This is a genomic window from Acinetobacter sp. Q186-3 (assembly GCF_013420655.1).
In the GTDB taxonomy this organism is placed as follows: domain Bacteria; phylum Pseudomonadota; class Gammaproteobacteria; order Pseudomonadales; family Moraxellaceae; genus Acinetobacter; species Acinetobacter indicus.
Genome location: NZ_VOXS01000005.1, coordinates 110,519 through 128,158 on the forward strand (window position 1 = coordinate 110,519; position 17,640 = coordinate 128,158).

The following is a 17,640-nucleotide window of genomic DNA, read 5'->3' on the forward strand; positions in this document are numbered from 1 at the left end:
GATAATGATGACTTTAGAAATTAAAACGTCCAGCGTTGAACCCATCCGCCAGACCTATGCCTATATTGAACGCCGTTTTGGCAACAAACCGGCCACACGTTATCAGGAAGTCAGCTTTGATGTGCAGGCGGCGACCAATTTCCATTATCGTCCGCTATGGAAACCGGAAAAAACCTTAAACGATCCAACCCATACCGCACTGCTGATGCAGGACTGGTATGCCTTTAAAGATCCGCGCCAGTTTTATTATGGCGCCTATGTGCAGCATCGCGCGCGTTTGCAGGATATTGCCGAAAGCAATTATGCCTTTTTTGAAAAGCGCGAACTGGTGGCGAACCTGTCCGAGGCAGTCCAGCAAAAACTGATGCAGTGCCTGTTGCCATTTCGTTATGTCGAACAGACTGCCAATCTGCACATGATGTCGGGCAGTGCCTATGGCTATGGCACGGTTATCACCCAGGCCTGTATTTTTGCCGCAATGGACCGTTTGGGCATGGCGCAGTATCTGTCACGAATTGGTTTGCTGCTCGATGGCAATCGTGGTGAGGCTTTGCAGCACGCCAAAACTGCCTGGATGGAAGATGCCGCCTGGCAGCCGCTGCGCCGTTTATGTGAAGTCAGCCTGACCGAGCAGGACTGGTTCAAACTGTTTTTATTACAAAACCTGATGATCGACAGCATGTTGCAGCAGCTGGTGTATGGCGAGCTGGATCAATGGCTGGTCGAGCAGGGCGCACGCGATATTGCCATGCTGACCGAGTTTATGCAGGACTGCCTGAACGATTTACGTAAATGGTCTGACAGTGTGTTGAAAACTGCAGTCGCAGAATCGGAGCATAACCAGCAGCTGATTCAGGGCTGGATTGAAGAACTGCTGCCCCAAGTGGAACAGGCCTTTTCTAGCTGGGCCACGCTCGCACTGGGTAGTGCATCGGTGGAATCCGCCATGAACCTGATTCAGGAACGTTGCAAGAAAGCCGGTTTACAGATTCAACACGCCTCAGCCGCATAAGGAGATGCCTCATGAGCTCAAAAGTTTATTTAGCCCTGCAAGATAACGACACTTCACGCTATATCGTCGAAGCGATTGAACAGGATAACCCGGATGCCAGCATCCAGTATTTACCGGCCATGATCCGCATTGAAAGCGAAACCGGTCTGATTGTACGGGCTGAAACCGTGTCGGAAAAACTGGGTCAGGATTGGGACATCCAGGAATTACAGCTCAACATGATTACTCTGGGCGGCAATGTCGAGGAAGATGATGACAGCTTCCAGCTGAAATGGAATTAAACAGACAACATGCCAAGGCCTGAGTGCCTGCACTGGAAAAATTGAACAGGATGATCAACATGAATACACAAGCCAAAACTGCACAGAAAAAACTGAATGCCAAAGACCGTTACCGGATGCTGACCCGTGATCTGGACTGGGATTTTTCCTATGCCGACCGTAAAGCCGCATTTCCGTATGAAGAATTTGAAGGCATTAAAATTACCGACTGGTCAAAATGGGAAGATCCGTTCCGTTTAACCATGGATGCCTACTGGAAATATCAGGCCGAAAAAGAGAAAAAACTCTATGCCATTTTTGATGCATTCGCGCAAAACAATGGCCAGATGAATGTCTCCAATGAACGTTATTTAAATGCGATCAAGCTGTTTTTAACCGCGGTTACCCCGCTAGAATATCAGGCCTATCAGGGTTATGCCCATGTCGGCCGTCAGTTCAGTGGTATTGGTGCGCGGATTGCCTCGCAAATGCAGTCGATTGATGAGCTGCGTCATGTACAGACCCAGATTCATGCCATGAGCCATTACAACAAGTTCTTTGATGGCTTTCAAGACTGGGCGCATATGCATGACCGGGTCTGGTATTTATCTGTGCCTAAATCATTCTTTGAAGATGCGCGTTCAGCCGGGCCATTTGAATTCCTGTTGGCGATCAGCTTTGCCTTTGAATATGTGCTGACCAACCTGCTGTTTGTGCCGTTTATGTCTGGCGCGGCCTATAACGGTGATATGGCCACCGTGACTTTTGGTTTTAGTGCCCAGTCCGATGAAGCACGTCACATGACCCTGGGCCTGGAAATTGTCAAATTCCTGCTGGAACAGCATGAAGATAACGTACCAATTGTGCAGGAATGGATTGATAAATGGTTCTGGCGCGGCACACGCTTATTATCAATTGTCGGTATGATGATGGACTACATGCTGCCAAATAAAGTCATGTCCTGGAAAGAAGCCTGGGAAACCTACTTTGAAGAAGCCGGCGGGGCGCTGTTTAAAGATCTGGCCCGTTATGGCATCCGTATGCCGAAATATTCGGAAGTGATTGAGAAAGAAAAAGAGCATGTGTCGCATCAGGCCTGGTGGATTTTCTATAACTTTGGCCATGCAGCCGGTTTCCACACCTGGATTCCAACCGATGAGGAAATGGACTGGCTGTCGGCCAAATATCCGGACACCTTTGACAAATATTATCGTCCACGCTGGGAACTGGCCCGCAAGATGGAAGCCGAAGGCAAACGCTTCTATAGCGCCGGTTTACCTCAATTGTGTCAGGTCTGCCAGATTCCAATGACCTTTACTGAAATGGGCGGCGACCCGACCATGTTCAGCTATCGCGACAGCATCTATCAGGGCGAGCGTTATCACACCTGTTCCGATGGCTGCCACGACATCTTTGAACGTGAACCGGAAAAATATATTCAGGCCTGGCTGCCAGTGAACCAGATTTTACAGGGCAACTGTGGCGGGCCAGATCTGGAGAGCATCCTGCATGATTATTATCACTTCAATGTCGGTGCAGACAACCTGGACATTGAAGGCTCGCCAGATCAGCAGCGCTGGAAAAAATGGAAAGGCGACGCCGCATAAAAAATGGAATTGGGTCATTGTTGCCAATGACCCGCTCAAGGAATTAGGAGATTTCTCATGACTGTACGTGCAATTCAAGACCATTATCAATTCGAACCGCGCGATGCCCAGCATCACTATGGCGACAACATGCTGTTGTATATTGGCTGGGATCATCACACCTTATATTGTGCGGCTCATGCCTTTGTGGTGTCACCGCAGCAGACCTTGCAGGATCTGATCGATCAGCAGATTCAGGCCGGTTTTCATCAGCATCCCGACTTTGAGCAGCTGGACTGGTCAACGGTGCAGTTTGTGTTAAACCATGAACCTTTACAGACCGATTTTTCCAAAACTCTGGCCGAGCTGGGCTTTGACCACAAATCCCTGCTGCGTTTTGTCAGCCCGGAACTAAAAGGCTATCAGGGTGCCCACGTTTAAGGAGAATGCGCATGAGTTATCAAGTTACCATTGAACCGATTGGCACCACCATTGACGTGGAAGAAGACCAGACCATTCTCGATGCCGCTTTACGTCAAGGCGTGTGGTTACCCTTTGCCTGCGGGCATGGCACCTGCGGCACCTGCAAAGTGCAGGTTACGGACGGTTTTTATGATGTCGGTGAAGCATCGCCGTTTGCCTTAATGGATATTGAACGTGAAGAAAACAAGGTGCTGGCCTGCTGCTGCAAACCGGAATCTGACATGATTATTGAAGCCGATGTCGATGAAGATGAAGATTTCATGGGCTATCTGGTTGAAGATTATCAGGCCACCGTGCTGGAAATGAAAGACCTGTCACCGACTATTAAAGGTCTGCGTTTGCAGATTGACCGTCCAATGCAGTTTCAGGCCGGGCAATACATCAATATCCAGTTTCCGGGTGTTGAGGGCACGCGCGCTTTCTCGATTGCCAATGCGCCAAGTGAAGCCGGTATTATCGAACTGCATATCCGTAAGGTCGAAGGTGGCACCGCCACCAGTTATGTGCATGAGGAACTGAGTGTGGGTGAAGAACTGCAATTGTCCGGGCCGTATGGACAGTTCTTTGTGCGTAAATCCGATGATCAGGACGTGATCTTTATTGCCGGCGGTTCAGGTTTATCCAGCCCACAATCCATGATTCTGGACTTGCTGGAACAGGGCGATAGCCGGATTATTTACCTGTTCCAGGGCGCGCGAGATTTAAGCGAACTGTATAACCGCGAACTGTTTGAGCAGCTGGTCAAGGACTATCCGAACTTCCGTTATATTCCGGCGCTGAATGCCGCGCAGGCGGAAGATCAATGGACTGGCTTTAACGGCTATGTACATGAAGCAGTGGCGGATTATTTTGAGCAGAAATGCAGTGGTCACAAAGCCTATTTATGCGGTCCACCGGTGATGATTGATGCCGCGATTTCAACCTTAATGCAAAGCCGCCTGTTTGAACGTGACATCCACACCGAACGCTTCCTGAGTGCGGCCGATGGGGCATCCGGTTCGGCCCGTTCGGCGCTGTTTAAGCATATTTAAGTTTAAGCGTGTTTTGTTTTTTGTCCGGTTTCGAATGACCTATTGCATGTCCCGTTGTCCATTATAGGTCATTCGTCTTTTGCCGCCTCCCTGATGCCCGCATCACGGAGGCGATTTTATAAACGCTAGCGGTTTTGAGAGTGCCTGGAAATTATTGCACTTCTGGCGGGAAACCATCTTCATTCAGCGCCGCCACCAGCTGATCTACGCTGGCACTGCTGTCAACGGTCACGATTTTACTGTCCAGATCAATGTCAACTTTGGCATTCGGGTCCACATCCTGAATGGTGGCTGTCACACCGCGGGCGCAGCCGCCGCAAGTCATATTGGCAATATGCAGTTTCATTAAGATGCTCCATGAGTCATGTGAAGATGCTTTCAGTTTAAAGCTTGTCATGATGGGAAGGTCAAGCCAAATTTTTATGCGCAGAGACTTGACCTTCCCATGATGTCAATCTGTATGCTGTAGGGAAATCCGGGTATTGGCCGAGGTAGGGCATGAGCATCTCAAATTCATCTGTTGTTTTTCGTGAAACATTGTCTATTCAGGGCATGACCTGTGCTTCATGCGTAGGCCGGGTGGAAAAAGCCTTAAAAAAAGTGGATGGGGTCGAGCAGGCCAATGTCAATCTGGCCACCGAACAGGCCGTGGTGGAATCTTCCGCACCACTTGACCGGGCCGCTTTGGTCAAAGCCATTGAGCGTGCCGGTTATGATGTGGTCGTCGCGGCACCCATCGAATTGTCAATTGATGGCATGACCTGTGCCTCCTGCGTGGCGCGGGTAGAAAAAGCCCTGAAAAAAGTGCCGGGTGTGCAGCAAGCCAATGTCAATCTGGCCACTGAGCAGGCCTGGGTCGAAGCCGATACTACGGTCAGTGCCGATAAACTGATTCAGGCCATCCGTAAGGCTGGTTATGATGCCCAGCTGCAGACCACGACCACCACTGAACAGGCGGATCAGAAAGCCAGCGAGCAGCAGCAACTAAAACGTGATCTGTTAATTTCCCTGGTGCTGGCCATTCCGGTATTTGTGCTGGAAATGGGCTCGCATTTAATTCCGGCTTTTCATATGTGGGTCATGCATCAGATCGGGCAGATGCCGAGCTGGCTGTTGCAGTTCGTGTTGACCACGCTGGTATTGCTATTTCCGGGCCGGCGTTTTTATCAAAAAGGCATTCCGGCCTTGCTGCGTTTCGCGCCGGATATGAACTCGCTGGTGGCAGTCGGAACCCTGGCCGCATACAGCTTTTCGGTGGTGGCGACTTTTATGCCACAGCTGTTACCGGAAGGCACGGTCAATGTCTATTTTGAAGCTGCCGCGGTGATTGTCAGCCTGATTTTGCTGGGACGCTATTTTGAAGCCAAAGCCAAAGGCCGCACCTCGCAGGCAATTCAGCACCTGATCGGCATGCAGCCAAAAACCGCCCGCATTGTACGTAATGGCCAAAGTGTGGAAGTGCCGCTGGCTGAAGTCAGCTCGGGTATGCAGGTCGATATCCGCCCAGGAGAGCGGATTCCGGTGGATGGGGAAGTGCTGGACGGCCGCAGTTATGTCGATGAATCGATGATTAGCGGAGAGCCGCTGCCAGTAGAAAAAATGGCAGGCAGTGCCGTGGTGGGCGGCACCATCAACCAGAATGGCAGCCTGAGCATCCGCGCAACTGCGGTGGGGGCAGATTCGGTGCTGGCGCAAATTATCCGCATGGTCGAGCAGGCGCAAGGCTCCAAACTGCCCATTCAGGCGCTGGTCGATAAAGTCACCATGTGGTTTGTGCCAGCCGTAATGCTAATGGCTGTGCTGACCTTTCTGGTCTGGCTGATTTTTGGTCCTGAACCGGCGCTAACCTTTGGTCTGGTCAATGCTGTAGCGGTGCTGATTATTGCCTGTCCATGTGCTATGGGGCTGGCCACTCCAACCTCGATTATGGTCGGCACTGGACGTGGGGCAGAAATGGGCATTCTGTTCCGTAAAGGCGAAGCCTTGCAGCTGTTACAGGAAGCGCAGGTGGTGGCGGTAGATAAAACCGGCACCTTAACCGAAGGCAAGCCGCAACTGACCGATTTTCATGTACAGGCCGGTTTTGAGCAGACGCAATTATTAAGCTGGGTGGCGGCGGTAGAAGCCAAGTCGGAGCATCCGATTGCCTTTGCTATTGTCGAAGCCGCGCAGCAACAAGGCTTATCTTTACCAGCTGTGAGCGATTTTGATTCGATTGTCGGGTCCGGCGTGAAAGGGCAGGTCAATGGTCAATGGCTGCATATCGGGGCCGACCGTTATATGCATCAGCTGGGTTTAAGTACCACAGCCTTTGATCAGGTTGCGGTACGTTTGGGGCAGGAGGGAAAAACACCACTGTATGTGGCGGTAGAGGATCAACTGGCGGCCATCATTGCCGTGGCCGATCCAATCAAAGACAGCACCTTTGCCGCGATTGAAGCCTTGCATCAGTTGGGCGTAAAAGTGGCAATGATCACCGGCGATAACCGGCATACCGCCGAAGCGATTGCCCGGCAGCTAAAAATTGATACTGTGGTTGCCGAAGTTCTGCCGGAAGGCAAAGTCGATAGCGTACGTGAATTGCAGCAGCAATATGGCCGTCTGGCCTTTGTCGGCGATGGGATTAATGATGCCCCGGCGCTGGCACAGGCCGATGTCGGGCTGGCCATTGGCACCGGTACCGATGTAGCCATTGAAGCCGCCGATGTGGTGCTGATGTCCGGCAGTTTAAAAGGCATTCCCAATGCGATTGCTTTAAGTCAGGCCACTATCCGCAATATCCGCCAGAACCTGTTTTGGGCCTTTGTTTATAACGTGGCCTTAATTCCGATTGCCGCCGGCGTGCTGTATCCGCTGTGGGGCATTTTACTGTCGCCGATGTTTGCTGCAGGCGCAATGGCACTGTCATCCGTGTTTGTGCTGGGCAATGCTTTACGCCTGAAGCGCTTTGCCGCGCCGCTGCAATAGCCGTTGGCGTCAGGACATTTTCGGTTTAAGATCGGAGGCAGGTCTTAAACCGCCGTATTGAGCGAGAAGCATGTGAATATTGGTCAAGCCGCAAAGCAGTCGGGCATCTCTGCCAAAATGATCCGTTATTATGAAAGTATCGGCCTGCTCACGGCTGCCCAGCGCAGTGCTGCCGGTTATCGGGTCTATTCCGAGCAGGATTTAAAAACCCTGAATTTTATCCGTCATGCCCGCGAGCTGGGCTTTTCTACCGAGCAAATGAAAGAACTGATTTCGCTGTGGAAAAATAGCGGCCGCCAGAGTGCAGAAGTGAAAGCGCTGACCTTAAAACATATTGATGAGCTGAACCAGAAAATCCAGCGTTTACAGGACATGGTCAATTTGTTGCAGCAATCTGCGCAGCATTGTCAGGGCAATCACAGCGCGGAATGTGCCATTCTGGACCAGATTGAAAAAGGCGGATAAGCCAGTAAGCAGCAGGAATCGAATTGCAGGAGGATGAATCAATGCAGATTCATCCTCCTTTTTTATGCTTTATTTACGGATTTGAATGGCAAACTGAATCACATGCGACTTCCCCTGATGCAGCTGTCCTTCATGACGTTCCACTTCACCGACAAAGAAATGCAGCAGATGATCCTGCTGGAAGATCTCTAGAAAATCACGTGGATCATACAGCATGTCAGGATTGCCCGGGCCACCTGTGGCATAGGCCAGTTGTGCTTTGGAATAGACCTCGCCAATGAACCAGCCACCGGATTTCAGGCTATGACGCACGCCGTGCAGTAATTTCTGCTGGGTCGGCTGATTGACATGACCAAACACGCAAATCGCATGCTGAAACTGGTTTTCCGGCCATTCTACCTGACTTAAATCCACCGCGGCGGTATCCAAGGTCAGCTGTTTGGCCTGGGCATGTTTTTGGGCTTTTTCAAGCGCAACAGTCGAATAATCCCAGAGTAGTCCGGCAAACGGCAGTTGCTGTTCACGGGCGCGCTCGGCCAGATAAATCAGGTTACGGCCTTCACCTTCAGCAATGCCCAGCGTAGCGCCAGAAATCGCTAACTGCTGGGCCATCTGCTGAATAAAAACGTTGGCCGCTTCGCCATATAAATGATCGGTGCTGTGGTAGCGTTCATCCCATGGATTGCTAAAGCGAGGTGTCATATGCAGGCCCTTCATTGGTTAAAAATAAACGGGGGAGAAGATTAAGACTGGCCTTGACTATAACATATTATAAAAACATATATTGTTTTATTCGGCTTCGGCAAGTTGTATTTGGGTGAAGCCTGATGGGCCGGCTTTTCTGCGGTTAATATTCAGTGTATTTACTGCAATAGCGCTTCATCCGCAGGGCCTTCAGGCGTTATCATGGACAGATCAAAGCATTGGATTGCCTTATGAAAATTATTGCCGATGAAAATCTGGCCTTTACCGATTATTTTTTTGCCGAGTTTGGTGAAATCTCCCATCGTCCGGGCCGGACCTTAACTGCGCAGGACCTGCACGATACCGAAGCCTTACTGGTGCGCTCGGTAACCAAGGTCAATGCCGAACTGATCCAGCACAGCAAGCTGCGTTTTGTGGGCAGTGCCACCATTGGTACCGATCATCTGGATATTGCCGCGCTGGAACAGCAGCAGATTCGCTGGTCCAATGCCGCCGGCTGTAATGCACAGGCGGTTGCCGAATATGTGATTACCGCCTTACTGCATGTGCGTCCAGCCTTACTGGAAGCAGGCCAGCAGTTCTGTCTGGGCATTATCGGACTGGGCAATGTCGGTTCGCGTCTGGCGGTAATGGCGGAACTGCTGGGCTGGAAAGTGGTGGCTTATGATCCTTTGGTGCAACGTGAAAGTGTGCAGCAACTGGCATTGGCAGACGTATTGGCTCAGGCCGATGCCATTTCGATTCATGTGCCGCTGACCAAAACCGGTCCGTATCCGACCTATCATCTGTTCAATGCCGAAACCCTGGCCCAGATGAAGCCGGATGCAATTTTAATTAACTCAGCGCGTGGTCCGGTGGTGGCAGAGCAGGCATTAATGACCGATATCCAGCAGACCGGGCGTGCGGTGGTGCTGGATGTATTTGAGCATGAACCGGAAATTTCTGCCGAATTATTACATCTGGTCACGTTGGTAACGCCGCATATTGCCGGTTACAGTCTGGAAGGCAAAGCCCGCGGCACACAAATGATTTATGCCGCTTTTTGTGAAGTCTTTGGGCAAGTGGCACATAAACGCTTTGAAAACCAGTTGCCGCCGTGCAGCGATTATTTTAGTGGTCAGCCGTTAAAAGCCGCACTGCAACAGCATCTGCCACAGATGTATGATATTGCCGCCGATGACGCCAAATTACGTGCCTGCTTAAAAGACGGCAAGGTCGATCAGCAGGCCTTTGACCATTTACGCAAGACTTATCCGCTGCGCCGTGAATGGGCTGCGCATGGAGGGCCAGCCGCATGAGCCTGAACTATCAGCCGACCTGTAGTCTTGAGGCTATGCGCGCCCGCGCCAAGATGTACGTCCAGATTCGCCAGTTTTTTGCTGAGCGCGAAGTGCTGGAAGTGGAAACGCCTATTTTGTCGCAGGCCGGTGTCACCGATGTACATTTAAGCTCGGTACAGGCCAAGCGTCATGTATTGGGCCAGCAGCAGACGCATTATCTGCAAACTTCGCCTGAATTTGCCATGAAACGCCTGCTGGCCAGTGGCAGTGGCCCGATTTACCAGATCTGCAAGGTGTTTCGTGATGATGAGCACGGCCGCAAACACAATAGCGAATTTACCATGCTGGAATGGTATCGCCCGGGTTTTAGCCTGAAAGAGCTGATGTTTGAAGTCACCGATTTACTCAATCTGACCTTGGCACAGCGTTTTGGTGAAGTGCGTCCGACAGTACTGAGTTATAAACATGCTTTTATGGACCGGCTGGATCTAAATCCGCTGCAAGCGACATTGCAGGAACTGAAAGCCTGCTGTCAGCGTGTCGGGCTAAGCCTCGATTTAGGTGATGATCGTCTGGGCTATATCGACCTGTTGTTCTCGCATATGGTTGAGCCTAGTCTGGGCTTTGATACGCCGGTATTCCTGACTGATTTCCCGCCGGAACTGGCCTCACTGGCCAAAACTCGTGTCGATGAAGATGGCGAACTGGTTGCCGCCCGTTTTGAGCTGTACATTGAAGGGCTGGAACTGGCCAATGCCTATGATGAACTGGCTGAGGCCGAGGTGCTCCGTGGCCGTTTTGAAGCCGACAATCAGGAGCGGGAAAAACTGGGCTTGCATGTGATGCCACTTGATGAATATCTGCTCAGTGCCTTGCCTCAGATGCCGCCATGTTCAGGTATTGCGCTGGGTATTGACCGTTTATTGATGATTGCCACCCAGCAGATGCGTTTGGAACAGGTAATTACTTTTCCGGCCGAACGGTCTTAAGGCGGCTTCATCCAGATCAGCACAGGGGGATGATTCATCCCTGATCAACAAAAATACCCGTGCACGACACGGGTATTTTAAATTTTATGACTCAATTTTAGCTTGCGGCTGTATATTCTGCTTTCAGCACTTCAATCGCTTTAATGCGGCGCTGAATCAGCATTTCACCAATATCGGGGCCTTTAATCTCAGGCGGTAAATCCTGCGCTTTAATGCCGCGCACCACCTGCATGGCTTTTAGCACATAATCGGCCTGCGGATAGTCCCGATCTTCCATGCCTAAACGGCCACGCGAATCACATTCACAGGCCTGGACAAAGGCTTCTACCCGTTCCGGACGACGCAATACATCCAGACGCTGTAACAGACGCCATAAGGTGCCCGGTTTCAAGGTCAGGGCCTGATGGCATTTTAAATGTTCCTTGCACACCGCCAGTGCCAGCTGTTTGGTATAGGTTGGCACTTTCAGGCGGTCACACAGGTCAGTAACCGGCTGAATACCACGTTCTTCATGCATGATATGACGCGGTAATTCATCGGCTGGGGTCAGGGCCTTGCCCAAGTCGTGCACCAGCACGGCAAAACGCACATCCAGACTGTAATTCTGGCGGCAGGCCTGTTGCAGGGACATTAAGGTATGCACGCCGCAGTCAATTTCCGGATGATATTCCGGGCGCTGTGGAATCCCAAACAGGGCATCAATTTCCGGGAACAAGGCTTTTAAGGCACCGCAGCGACGCAGCACTTCAAAGTATTCATCGGCATGATCTTCCTGCAAGGCGCGTGCAGTTTCTTTCCAGACCCGTTCCGGGGTTAAGGTATCCAGCTCGCCAGATGCTGCCAGCGTGCGCATCAGGGTCAGGGTGTCATCGGCCACACGAAAGCCCAGCGCTTTATAACGCGCAGCAAAACGGGCAATTCTGAGTACACGTAATGGGTCTTCAACAAAGGCGTCGGAAACATGACGCAGCACTTTTTGCGCCAGATCCTGCTGTCCACCATAAGGATCATAGACCTGGCCGTTTTCATCCATGGCCATGGCATTAATGGTCAGGTCACGACGGATTAAATCTTCTTCCAGCGTGACATTGGGTGCAGTATAAAACTCGAAACCATGATAGCCCTGACCGGCTTTACGTTCGGTACGGGCCAGTGCATATTCTTCTTTTGATTCAGGATGTAAAAACACAGGGAAGTCTTTGCCCACGGGCTGATAGCCTTGGGCCAGAAGCTGTTCGGGTGTTGCCCCGACAACCACATAATCTTTTTCGTGATAGGGGTGCCCCAGCAAATGATCTCGCACCGCACCGCCTACTAAATAAACTTGCATGAAAAAACCTCTATTCTTGAGGTCATCATGCAACAGAATAGAGGTTTTCTCAAGTCAGAATGCCGAGCTTTTCACTCGGCATTCAGTTTTTATAGCGCGTCTTGTTCCGCTTGCTGAATTTCTGCCACGGTTAACGCAGTCATATTCACCACACGACGGGTGGTCGCTGTTGGCGTTAAAATATGTACCGGTTTCGCTGCGCCCAGCAAAATTGGACCAATGGTCACGTTGCTGCCTGAAGTCGATTTCAACAGGTTAAACGAAATATTGGCTGCATCCAGGTTCGGCATAATCAGCAGGTTAGCTGAACCTTTGAAGCGTGAGTTCGGGAATGCGAAATGGCGAATATTTTCGTCCAGTGCCGCATCACCATGCATTTCACCTTCCACTTCAAGTTCTGGTGCAATCTCAGACAGAATATCAAACACTTTACGCATTTTTTGCGCGCTGGCATCGTTCTGGTCTGAACCAAAGCTTGAATGCGACAGCAGGGCAATACGTGGTGTTACACCAAAACGGCGTACTTCTTCAGCGGCCAGAATGGTCATTTCAGCCAGCTGTTCAGCTGTCGGATTACGGTTGATGTAAGTGTCGGCAATAAACAGGTTACGATCTTCCAGCATCAGCGCATTCAGAGTGAAGAAAGTATTGTGACCTTCTTTCAGACCAATAATATTGCTGACGAAGTCTAAGTGAATGTCGTAGCTTGAATAAGTACCACATAACATACCGTCAGCCAGACCGTGTTTCACCAGCATTGCGGCAATTAGAGTCGAACGGCGACGTGCTTCACGCTGCGCATATTCAGGCGTTACACCTTTACGCTGCATGATGCTGTAGTAATCATCAGCGAATTTTTCGTAATCCGGGTTTTTCTCCTGATCAACAATAGTGATATTCACACCATGTTCCAGACGTAAGCCCAGTTTCTTGATATTCGCTTCAATAACCGCGGTACGACCCACCAGAATCGGTTGTGCCAGACCTTCGTCCACTGCAATTTGTACTGCACGTAAAACGCGTAAGTCTTCGCCTTCTGCATAGGCAATGCGTTTCGGATCGGTTTTCGCCTGCGCAAAAATTGGTTTCATCATAAACGCAGAGTTATATACAAACTCTGACAGACGTTGATGATAAGCCGAGAAGTCCTGAATTGGACGTGTTGCCACGCCTGAATCCATCGCTGCTTTGGCAACCGCTGGAGCAATTTCAAGAATCAGACGCTGATCAAGCGGACGTGGAATTAAATAGTCACGACCAAATGAAGCAGATTTCTCACCATAGGATGCCGCATCTGCTTCTATGTGCGCCATACGTGCAATCGCGTGTACGCAGGCAATTTTCATTTCTTCGTTAATGGTGGTTGCACCGACATCTAGCGCACCACGGAAGATGTACGGGAAGCACAGCGCGTTATTCACCTGGTTCGGATAGTCGGAACGGCCGGTTGCCATAATTACATCATCACGTACTTCGTGGGCATGTTCAGGCAGAATTTCCGGGTCCGGGTTAGCCAGAGCGAAGATGATTGGATTAGCCGCCATCTGCTTGACCATTTCTTTGGTCAGAATACCGGCAGCAGAGAGACCGAGGAACATATCGGCACCGGCAATTACATCGGCCAGTTGGGTTGCTTCAATATCCTGTACGTAGCGTTTTTTCGACTCGTCCAGACCTTCACGTTTGGTGGTCAATAGACCGCGTGAGTCCGCCACAATAATATTTTCTTTTTTCGCACCCAGGGCACAAAGCAGGTCCAGGCACGACAGGGCAGCAGCACCGGCACCTGAAGCCACAATCTTGATTTCGGCAATGTTTTTGCCGTTCAGTTGTAGCGCATTCAGCAGCGCAGAACCGACGATAATTGACGTACCATGCTGGTCATCATGGAACACCGGAATGTTCATGCGTTCACGCAGTTTTTGCTCAATGTAGAAGCATTCTGGTGCCTTGATGTCTTCAAGGTTAATCCCGCCAAAGGTTGGTTCGAGTGCAGCAACGATATCAACGATTTTGTCTGGATCATTTTCAGCGATTTCAATGTCAAATACATCGACGCCGGCGAATTTCTTGAACAGAACGCCTTTACCTTCCATAACCGGTTTAGACGCTAAAGGACCGATGTTCCCTAAACCTAGTACAGCGGTACCGTTACTCACCACGGCAACCAGGTTGCCACGTGCTGTATACAGTGCTGCAGTAGAAGGATCTCGTTCAATCTCTAAACATGGTGCCGCGACACCAGGTGAGTATGCAAGCGCTAAGTCACGTTGGTTGACCAGCTGCTTACTTGGGGTAACGCTGATTTTACCTGGAGTAGGAAATTCGTGATAATACAAAGCCTGCTGTTTTAATGATTGATCGTCCATCTGAATCTCGTATGTTACTGTGTCCAGCGATGCTGGCGGTTTGTGCTAAATCTGCTCGAATATACCATTACTTACGCGCTAAGCACAGTCAAAGCTGCGCATTTTTAGAACAAACTTAGAAGTTTAAGCTATAGATTAAGATTCACTAACAATAAGTGGTGTCTGCATTTTTTCACTCAGGAAGCGGGTCGCATCCTGTTGTGGCAGCGGTTTGGAGAATAAAAAGCCCTGGGCGATGTCGCAATCGAGCTTTCTGAGGTACTGAAGTTGATGTTCAGTTTCAATACCTTCAGCGACAATGGTCATGCCCATGGCTTTGCCCATGGCAATCATGGCACTGACAATGGCTTCCTGCTTGCTGTGGCCAATCTTGGACACAAAGCTGCGGTCGATCTTTAAAACATCTATAGGAAAATCGGTTAAGTAAGAGAGGGAAGAATAACCGGTACCAAAATCATCCAGCGAAATATGAATATGGCGCTTCTTGATTTCTTCCAGAATATATTTGACCTCGTCGGTATTTTCCAGCAACGACGATTCAGTAATTTCCAGTTCCAGGCTTTCACCGGAAATATGATAGGTATTGAGCGCCTCATCAATATCTTCCAGCAAATGTCCGCGTTGTAGCTGCTGCGCCACAATATTGACCGAAACCCGGATGTTATCAAAGCCCAGTGCCTGCCAGTCCCGAATCTGCTTGGCGGTTTGCTGAATTACGATATGGCCAATCTCTGAAATCAGGCTGGTTTGCTCGGCAATTGGAATAAATAAGCCGGGTGGAATCAGGCCTTTTTCCGGATGGTTCCAGCGTACCAAGGCTTCAAAACCGGAGACCTGCTGATCATGGAAATTGATTTTTGGCTGGTAATAGACGATCAGCTCATCATTTTTAATGGCCTGACGTAAATCGCGCTCAATGTGCACGTCCTGCTCTAACAGCTTGGTGGTTTCCAGCGAATAGTATTTGGTGGTATTGCCACCCAGACGCTTGGCTTCCGACAGCGCCTGTTCGGCACAGTTGTTTAAATAATCCAGCTGCCGGCCATGTTCAGGATATAAAGACACGCCCATCGACAGGGTAATAATATGGTCCTGACCCTGGATATTAAACGGCGCCGAGAAGGCTTTGGTAATGCGTTCGCAATGCTGCTGCACCGATGGACGAATATGTGATAGCTCATAAATAATGGCAAAATCATCGCCATTTAAATGCGCCACCAACAGCGCTTCGGCATTAATGAGGCGTAAACGCTGCGCCACCTGTCTTAGCAGTTCATCGCCGCCATTATGGCTTAAATATTCATTCAGCACCCGGAACCGGTCGATGTTCAGACGAATCACCGCCAGTTGTTTAATCGAATCCTGATGGGACACCAGATACTGATGCAGCTGATAGTTATAATAAAACCGGTTAGGCAGATCGGTCAGCGTGTCATAATTTTCCAGATAGGACAGGCGCTGTTCCTGCCGGCGGCGCTCGGTTAAATCCGAGACAATCCCGACATAATGGGTAGAGCGGTTCTGCTCATTGCTGACGGTATTCATGTGCAGGCGGATGGTCAGCTCTTTGCCCGACAGGTATTTTTCATCCATTTCGCCATCATATTCGCCTTCTTTGAGCAGTTGCTTGACAATGGCATTGTGCATACTGCGCTGCCGTGATTTGTAATTGCTGGCAATATCAAACAGATGTTTGCCAATAATCTGCTCGCGACTAAAGCCGGTCAGCTGTTCAAAGCACGGATTGACCTCAATATAACGCAGGTCCTCATTCAGAATAAAAATCCCTTCTGCTGCCTGCTGTAGTACGCTGGCGGTCAGTTTCAGGCGTTCCTGATCGGTTTTTTCCTGATGGATGTCACGGCGGATACCGACCATGCGTAATGGACGCCGGGTTTCGGGGTCACGCTCAATCACACGGCCAACATCATGTACCCAGACCCATTTGCCATTGCTTTGCTGTACCCGGTAGGTCACTTCATAGCGGTCGGTCTGGCCACGCAGATGCTGCTTCATGGTGTTACGAAAATGCGCCAGATCATCCGGGTGAATCAGTTGCTGCAGTTTGTGATGATGGGCTTTGGAGCCGGACATTTTCAGCTGCTGGTGTTCATTGGTCAGGGTAATCAGGCGATGCTTGATGTCCCAATCCCATGGTTTTAACCCGGCCACTTCATGCGCCAGCACCAGATTGGCCTGTTGATCTTGTAGGGCTTTATGGATTTGCTCCAGATCAAAGGTCCGCTCTTTCACTTTCTGTTCCAGCATCTGGTTATTAAACTGCAACTGCTGCTCAATGTCTTTGGAGCGGTTCATTTCCGTTTGCAGTTGCTGGCATAGCTGGTCGGTCCAGGCCACTTGCTGTTCGGCCTGTTTTTTCAGCTGATTATTCTTGAAATAGACGCTAGATAGCCGGCGATGCATGTGCATGGAGGTATTGGCACAAATCAGCAGACAGATTAAGGCAAAGTTGGTGGCCAGATAAAACAGCGGTTCGGTGTTGCTGTTAAAGAACAGTGGGGAAATTAAATACGGCACAATGGCCGGAATAAATACCAGCGAAAAATAGCTCAGGCGCTGGGTTAAAAAGGTGAGGGCAAAGGTCTGGCTAATAATCACCAGCAAAGCCGCCAGAATAATGGCCTGATAGGTGCTCATGTCTGGACTGTACTTCGGCAGGAAATAGTACAGCAGGGCAATGCCAATACCAAGGCTAATACCAACCAGCAGGCATACCAGCTTGATCCAGCGATGCGCCATTTGAATACTGTATTGACCGGGCTTAAAGCGCATTTCATTAAAGAACAGGCAGCCGGCCAGCCCCAGTTCACTCAGTAGGAACCAGGCATTAAATGCGAAAGTTGAAAAATTAAAAGAGTAGTGAAAAATAAAATAAATATAAAAACAGAGAATGAGGATGCTCAGCAAAAAGAAGCGCATCAGCCGGATTGTATTGGTGATTTGGGCAGCATACAAATATTGCTCCATGAGCTCATCCTGATGGTCTGACATATATCCCCAAAACCCTATAAATTACAGAGTATGTAAAAATCCATTTTATTTTATGAATAACCTGATATTAGGTGAAATTGTAAAATAATATTTTGAGATTAGTCAGTAAACTTTAAAAAAGCAATCATCTGACTCAGCATTCAGCTAAAAA

General features: G+C 49.9%; 14 protein-coding genes. 9 read left to right on the forward strand and 5 right to left on the reverse strand.

Going from position 1 to position 17,640, the window contains the following annotated elements; translation table 11 throughout:
* Positions 1-7 precede the first annotated feature (7 nt).
* The 5 genes from FTT64_RS06280 to FTT64_RS06300 are packed head-to-tail and all read left to right on the forward strand — an operon-like array spanning position 8 to position 4,372.
* The gene (locus tag FTT64_RS06280) at positions 8-1,012 is read left to right on the forward strand and encodes an aromatic/alkene monooxygenase hydroxylase subunit beta (RefSeq protein WP_180182161.1); all 1,005 of its coding nucleotides are present in this window, start codon (positions 8-10) and stop codon (positions 1,010-1,012) included.
* 11 nt (positions 1,013-1,023) lie between these two features.
* Positions 1,024-1,293, forward strand: coding sequence for an MmoB/DmpM family protein (locus FTT64_RS06285; RefSeq protein ID WP_075168171.1), 270 nt, complete (start codon positions 1,024-1,026; stop codon positions 1,291-1,293).
* A gap of 59 nt (positions 1,294-1,352) precedes the next feature.
* On the forward strand, positions 1,353-2,879 hold the full coding sequence (locus FTT64_RS06290) for an aromatic/alkene/methane monooxygenase hydroxylase/oxygenase subunit alpha (RefSeq protein WP_180182160.1): 1,527 nt from the start codon (positions 1,353-1,355) through the stop codon (positions 2,877-2,879).
* A 57-nt stretch (positions 2,880-2,936) separates the two neighbouring features.
* Entirely contained in the window at positions 2,937-3,299 is a 363-nt protein-coding gene (locus FTT64_RS06295) for a phenol hydroxylase subunit P4 (RefSeq protein ID WP_075168173.1), read from the forward strand.
* Between the two features lie 11 nt (positions 3,300-3,310).
* Positions 3,311-4,372, forward strand: coding sequence for an NADH:ubiquinone reductase (Na(+)-transporting) subunit F (locus FTT64_RS06300; protein WP_104499261.1), 1,062 nt, complete (start codon positions 3,311-3,313; stop codon positions 4,370-4,372).
* Between the two features lie 151 nt (positions 4,373-4,523).
* On the opposite strand, the gene FTT64_RS06305 is transcribed toward FTT64_RS06300, so the two are convergent.
* On the reverse strand, positions 4,524-4,718 hold the full coding sequence (locus tag FTT64_RS06305) for a heavy-metal-associated domain-containing protein (protein WP_005179178.1): 195 nt from the start codon (positions 4,716-4,718) through the stop codon (positions 4,524-4,526).
* A 152-nt stretch (positions 4,719-4,870) separates the two neighbouring features.
* On the opposite strand from FTT64_RS06305, the gene FTT64_RS06310 reads away from it, so the two are divergent.
* Together FTT64_RS06310 and cueR are read left to right on the forward strand one after the other, a co-directional pair.
* A complete protein-coding gene (locus FTT64_RS06310) occupies positions 4,871-7,339 on the forward strand; it encodes a heavy metal translocating P-type ATPase (RefSeq protein WP_180182159.1) in 2,469 nt (822 codons plus the stop codon).
* A gap of 72 nt (positions 7,340-7,411) precedes the next feature.
* Entirely contained in the window at positions 7,412-7,804 is a 393-nt protein-coding gene (gene cueR / locus FTT64_RS06315) for a Cu(I)-responsive transcriptional regulator (protein WP_005179173.1), read from the forward strand.
* 69 nt (positions 7,805-7,873) lie between these two features.
* Here cueR and FTT64_RS06320 read toward each other — a convergent pair whose 3' ends face one another.
* Entirely contained in the window at positions 7,874-8,506 is a 633-nt protein-coding gene (locus tag FTT64_RS06320) for a class I SAM-dependent methyltransferase (RefSeq protein WP_005179171.1), read from the reverse strand.
* 233 nt (positions 8,507-8,739) lie between these two features.
* On the opposite strand from FTT64_RS06320, the gene FTT64_RS06325 reads away from it, so the two are divergent.
* Together FTT64_RS06325 and epmA are read left to right on the forward strand one after the other, a co-directional pair.
* Positions 8,740-9,807 carry a 4-phosphoerythronate dehydrogenase gene (locus tag FTT64_RS06325; RefSeq protein ID WP_005179168.1) on the forward strand — a complete coding sequence of 356 codons (1,068 nt, stop codon included), beginning with the start codon at positions 8,740-8,742 and terminating at the stop codon, positions 9,805-9,807.
* Complete coding sequence (epmA, locus tag FTT64_RS06330; RefSeq protein ID WP_180182158.1) at positions 9,804-10,778, forward strand: EF-P lysine aminoacylase EpmA; 975 nt, start codon at positions 9,804-9,806, stop codon at positions 10,776-10,778. Before FTT64_RS06325 ends, epmA begins: the two co-directional genes overlap by 4 nt.
* Before the next feature lie 97 nt (positions 10,779-10,875).
* On the opposite strand, the gene FTT64_RS06335 is transcribed toward epmA, so the two are convergent.
* The 3 genes from FTT64_RS06335 to FTT64_RS06345 all read right to left on the reverse strand — a co-directional run bounded on the left by FTT64_RS06335 (position 10,876) and on the right by FTT64_RS06345 (position 17,489).
* Positions 10,876-12,108: a multifunctional CCA addition/repair protein gene (locus FTT64_RS06335; protein ID WP_104488290.1), complete on the reverse strand. Its 1,233-nt coding sequence runs from the start codon at positions 12,106-12,108 to the stop codon at positions 10,876-10,878.
* A gap of 89 nt (positions 12,109-12,197) precedes the next feature.
* Positions 12,198-14,477: an NADP-dependent malic enzyme gene (locus FTT64_RS06340; RefSeq protein WP_104488292.1), complete on the reverse strand. Its 2,280-nt coding sequence runs from the start codon at positions 14,475-14,477 to the stop codon at positions 12,198-12,200.
* Positions 14,478-14,612: 135 nt separating this feature from the next.
* Positions 14,613-17,489 carry an EAL domain-containing protein gene (locus FTT64_RS06345; RefSeq protein WP_180182157.1) on the reverse strand — a complete coding sequence of 959 codons (2,877 nt, stop codon included), beginning with the start codon at positions 17,487-17,489 and terminating at the stop codon, positions 14,613-14,615.
* Between the last annotated feature and the right edge of the window lie 151 nt (positions 17,490-17,640).

Coding starts and splice junctions, on each gene's coding strand:
- FTT64_RS06280 (WP_180182161.1), top strand. CDS start 8: ATGACTTTAGAAATTAAAACGTCCAGCGTTGAACCCATCCGCCAGACC.
- FTT64_RS06285 (WP_075168171.1), top strand. CDS start 1,024: ATGAGCTCAAAAGTTTATTTAGCCCTGCAAGATAACGACACTTCACGC.
- FTT64_RS06290 (WP_180182160.1), top strand. CDS start 1,353: ATGAATACACAAGCCAAAACTGCACAGAAAAAACTGAATGCCAAAGAC.
- FTT64_RS06295 (WP_075168173.1), top strand. CDS start 2,937: ATGACTGTACGTGCAATTCAAGACCATTATCAATTCGAACCGCGCGAT.
- FTT64_RS06300 (WP_104499261.1), top strand. CDS start 3,311: ATGAGTTATCAAGTTACCATTGAACCGATTGGCACCACCATTGACGTG.
- FTT64_RS06305 (WP_005179178.1), bottom strand. CDS start 4,718: ATGAAACTGCATATTGCCAATATGACTTGCGGCGGCTGCGCCCGCGGT.
- FTT64_RS06310 (WP_180182159.1), top strand. CDS start 4,871: ATGAGCATCTCAAATTCATCTGTTGTTTTTCGTGAAACATTGTCTATT.
- FTT64_RS06320 (WP_005179171.1), bottom strand. CDS start 8,506: ATGACACCTCGCTTTAGCAATCCATGGGATGAACGCTACCACAGCACC.
- FTT64_RS06325 (WP_005179168.1), top strand. CDS start 8,740: ATGAAAATTATTGCCGATGAAAATCTGGCCTTTACCGATTATTTTTTT.
- epmA (WP_180182158.1), top strand. CDS start 9,804: ATGAGCCTGAACTATCAGCCGACCTGTAGTCTTGAGGCTATGCGCGCC.
- FTT64_RS06335 (WP_104488290.1), bottom strand. CDS start 12,108: ATGCAAGTTTATTTAGTAGGCGGTGCGGTGCGAGATCATTTGCTGGGG.
- FTT64_RS06340 (WP_104488292.1), bottom strand. CDS start 14,477: ATGGACGATCAATCATTAAAACAGCAGGCTTTGTATTATCACGAATTT.
- FTT64_RS06345 (WP_180182157.1), bottom strand. CDS start 17,489: ATGTCAGACCATCAGGATGAGCTCATGGAGCAATATTTGTATGCTGCC.